Here is a 3,899-nt window from a genome sequence, read left to right as displayed (position 1 = left end):
GTAAGGCTATATCTGCCCATTCTTGTAACTTTTTTATGCCTTCTCTTGTTCCCCAATCTTAGACCTGAATCCTTACACATTAACATTCTTTCTTCAGATGTAATAATTGCCTGCGGTATGGGCACGGGCACTGCTTCGGAAATCGCCCTGGCCCTCAAAGCTAACAAACAAGTTATATTGTTAAATCACAGCGCCGAAAGTCAACTTTTTTTTAAAGCTTTAGCACAATTTAACATCTTTGTGGTAAACAATGCTGTAGAAGCTATGAATCAAGCTCGCGAAATCCTAGTAAATTCAAGATGAAATCCAAGATGAGAGTAAGCAAATTCAACTTTTGTGCGATCGGCATTTTCCTGACTTTGGGGATTTTCGTCACTACCAAAGCAGACGGAAGAATTGCACAGTTCAGTTTCAGCAATAAACCCACTCAAAAATTAGCACAAACCCTCCCTCCTCCTCCCCCTTTCACACAGCCTGTTACCGAACAAGAAGCGCCACCTATTCGCAGCGAATCGGTGCCGGATCAAATAGCTTTAGCAACCCATTTGCAGACCATCAAAGCTAGACTCTACGGTGCTTACTGGTGTCCTAACTGTCACACGCAACAAGAACTTTTCGGCAAAGAAGCATTTACCGCCATTACTTACATTGAGTGCGATCCCAGAGGCAAAGATGCTCAACCGGATTTGTGCAAAGCTGCCAATATTAAAGCTTATCCCACTTGGGAAATTCGGGGGAAATATTACACGGGCAGGCAATCTTTGGAAAAACTGGCTATTTTATCGGGTTATAAAGGTAGCAGAAATTTTCAGCCACAACTTCCCTCTCCTTAAAAATATCTAAATTAGTTAGCACTCGCCCACTAAGAAACCGGGTTTTTGAACCGAGATTGACGGTTTTCAGCAATTATTTTGGTTAAAAACCCGGTTTCTCGCCACCCCTGCCTCCTAGACTATAAATGTAAGGTGCTTATGGCGCACCTAAAATTATGATTTTTATGAATTCAACTTCTGAATAATATGAATTGACGTGACCGTGAGCTGGTTATTTAATTGTAATTAGGCGGACAGATATATGTCAATTTAAGATTAGCAGTTATTCAGGAGACTGAAGCGATGCAGTTACAATTTAGCAATAAACAAATAATCGGCAGCATTTTGCTGTGCTTTTCGGCAATTGCATTTCCCGTAACGAGCCAAGCTATAACAGTACAAGAAGTACCGAATCCCCGCCAAGTAAATAATACTTGGGTAACGGACAAGGCAAACATTCTTAGCGACAGCACCGCAACTCAGCTAAATCAAATGATTTCGGATTTAGAGGTAAAAAATGGCTCCGAAATCGCTGTTGTGACAGTGCCTGATACTCAGCCATCGGCGACACCAAAAGCATTTGCCACAGAATTATTTAACTTTTGGGGGATTGGCAAAAAAGGTAAAAATAACGGAGTTTTATTGTTGATTTCATCGGGGGAACGCCGCGTTCAAATTGAAACAGGTTCGGGCATTCAAAGCATTTTGCCGGATGCACAGGTAGTGGGAATTATTAAAACTGAAATTACGCCCAGATTTAAACAGCAGGACTTTGACGGGGGCACATTAGCGGGGACAAAGGCGTTAGTAAATGTTTTACAAACTCCGACGGTAAATGCTCAATCTCAAACCACGCTGCCTTTGGCTCCTATCGTACCATCTCAAGGGGTGAAACCGTCACCAATACCTAGTCAATCGCCAGTTGTTAGCAATAGTACATCCACAGGTGAAGATTCATCGTATCTAATCTATGGCTTACTTGGGTTGTTATTCATAGCATTCATAGCGTTTATACCTTGCTTCATTATCTTCAGGATATTTCGCAGCTTATTTTCTCGGATATCTCGTTACCGCCACCGCCGTTATCGGCGCAATTACAGCAGTAACAATCCCAACCACGGCAGTAACAGTCCCAATTACAGCAGTAACAATCGCAATTACAGCATTAACAGCCACAACTATTACGGTGGGGGTGGCGACTACAGCAGTAACAGCATTGATTACTGTAGCACTAGCGACTACAGCATTAACAGCAGCAGCGATGATTGCGGTGGCGACTACAGCACTAATAGCAGCGACTACAGCATTAGCAGTAGCGACTGCGGGGGTAGCTTTGGCGGTGGCGACTCCAGCGGTGGCGGTGCCGGTGGCGACTACAGCATTAGCAGTAGCGACTGCGGGGGTAGCTTTGGCGGTGGCGACTCCAGCGGTGGCGGTGCCGGTGGCGATTACAGCATTAGCAGTAGCGATTATTGCGGTGGCGGCGACTACAGCAGTAACAGCAGCAGCAGTAGCGACTACAGCAGTAGCAGCAGCAGTAGCGACTACAGCAGTAGTGGGGGTGGCGGTGGGGATTGGTAATTCGGGAATGGAGGCAGAAACCGAGTTTTTTTAGCAGGAATTAGTCTGCCTCTGCGGGGACGAAAGTTTGTATAGTTGCGGTTTCAACCGCCGACTAATCGAGGGGTAGCTAAGTAAAATACTCTTCAACAATTTTCAAAATCCGCGAGGCTGCAAAACCGTCACCAAAGGGATTAATTGCCATTGCCATTGCGTTGTATGCTTCGGAATTGCTGAGCAACTCTGCCGCTGCTGCTGTAATTATATCAGAATTAGTACCAACCAGTTTAGCAGTACCCGCAGAAATTGCCTCTGGTCTTTCTGTGGTTTCTCGTAATACTAAAACGGGCTTGCCCAAACTAGGTGCTTCCTCTTGCAAGCCGCCGGAATCGGTGAGGATTAAATGACATCTCTGAATTGCTCCTACTAATTCGGCGTAATCTAAAGGTTCAGTTAAAAAGACTCTCGGATGGTCGCCTAAAAGAGATTTTAAAGGTTCTCTGACTGTGGGATTTCGATGTAGAGGTAAGAGCAATGCTGTATCGGGAAATTTATCTAAAATTTGGAGAAATGCCTTAGCAATTCCTGCTAAAGGTTCTCCCCAATTTTCGCGGCGGTGAACTGTTGCTAAGATAGTGCGATATTTGCTCCAATCTAAGTTAGGAATGTTGCATTCTGGTTGGCGTTTGGCGACAGAAAGCAAGGCATCGATTACTGTGTTGCCTGTACGGTGAATTTCTCCCAAAACGCCCGATCGCCCTAAATTCTCTTGAGCCAGGGCTGTCGGGGCAAAATGCAGCCGTGTGAGCTGAGAAATCAACCGTCGGTTAGCCTCTTCCGGGTAAGGATTGAACACGTCGTCTGTCCGCAATCCGGCTTCTACGTGACCTACGGGTATTTTCTGGTAAAATGCAGCCAAAGTAGCGGCAAACGCTGTCGTTGTATCGCCCTGAACTAAGACGATTTCGGGCTGCAATTCTTTAAACAAGGCTTCCAAACCCTGCAAACTCCGGGATGTAATATCTGTCAAGGTTTGCTGGTGCTGCATAATTGCTAAATCCCGATCGGCTTTTAGATCGAACATTTGCATTACTTGCTCGACCATTTCTCGGTGCTGACCGGTTAAAATTACTTGGGTGTCAAAGGTTGGCGAACTTTTGAACAGTTGAATTACTGGGGCTAGTTTAATCGCTTCCGGGCGAGTTCCTAAGACGATGCAAACGCGGTGTGTGGCTTCGGACATGGTAAAATTGGGTAGTTGAGATGGGCGAGGCTCTTAAAGGCTGAAGATTTTAGAGCTGGTTTGAATCGTTGGTTAACAAGATTTATTTTTTTAGGAACCGCAGAGGGCGCAGAGGGCGCAGAGGAGGGAGAGAAGAGAGATAGAAGGTGGTTTGACTTTGGGTGGGGGCGGGTTTTTGAGATTGTGAGTTTTAGGCAATTATTGTTGGTGAAACCCGCCCCTTGTATCTTAAAAGAGTGAGTCAGGCGATCGCCACGTCATTGATTCGATCATACCGACAATCA

At 45.4% G+C, this 3,899-nt stretch carries 4 protein-coding genes; 3 read left to right on the top strand and 1 reads right to left on the bottom strand.

Translation table 11 applies throughout. The annotated features are described in order from the left end of the window. The 3 genes from QUB04_RS32205 to QUB04_RS32195 form a co-directional block, all read left to right on the top strand. Positions 1 to 303: SLOG cluster 4 domain-containing protein (locus tag QUB04_RS32205; protein WP_445301109.1), on the top strand; the 303-nt coding region annotated here is incomplete at its 5' end. Between the two features lie 8 nt (positions 304 to 311). Continuing rightward, positions 312 to 833, top strand: a complete 522-nt coding sequence (locus QUB04_RS32200) for a hypothetical protein (protein ID WP_333290722.1) — start codon at positions 312 to 314, stop codon at positions 831 to 833. Positions 834 to 1,115: 282 nt separating this feature from the next. After that, the gene (locus tag QUB04_RS32195; RefSeq protein WP_333290721.1) at positions 1,116 to 2,393 is read left to right on the top strand and encodes a TPM domain-containing protein; all 1,278 of its coding nucleotides are present in this window, start codon (positions 1,116 to 1,118) and stop codon (positions 2,391 to 2,393) included. Positions 2,394 to 2,502: 109 nt separating this feature from the next. Here the strand turns inward: QUB04_RS32195 and wecB are convergent, their stop codons facing one another. Continuing rightward, entirely contained in the window at positions 2,503 to 3,615 is a 1,113-nt protein-coding gene (gene wecB / locus QUB04_RS32190; RefSeq protein WP_333290720.1) for a non-hydrolyzing UDP-N-acetylglucosamine 2-epimerase, read from the bottom strand. Between the last annotated feature and the right edge of the window lie 284 nt (positions 3,616 to 3,899).

Origin of the sequence: Microcoleus sp. D2_18a_B4, assembly GCF_036702475.1 — a bacterium.
Lineage (GTDB): Bacteria > Cyanobacteriota > Cyanobacteriia > Cyanobacteriales > Microcoleaceae > Microcoleus.
The sequence above is the reverse complement of the archived record's forward strand: the minus strand, read 5'-3'. Positions and strand labels throughout refer to the sequence as shown.

What these genes read in the sequence shown, in the direction of transcription:
- wecB (WP_333290720.1), bottom strand. Translation starts at nt 3,615, where the DNA reads ATGTCCGAAGCCACACACCGCGTTTGCATCGTCTTAGGAACTCGCCCG.
- QUB04_RS32195 (WP_333290721.1), top strand. Translation starts at nt 1,116, where the DNA reads ATGCAGTTACAATTTAGCAATAAACAAATAATCGGCAGCATTTTGCTG.
- QUB04_RS32200 (WP_333290722.1), top strand. Translation starts at nt 312, where the DNA reads ATGAGAGTAAGCAAATTCAACTTTTGTGCGATCGGCATTTTCCTGACT.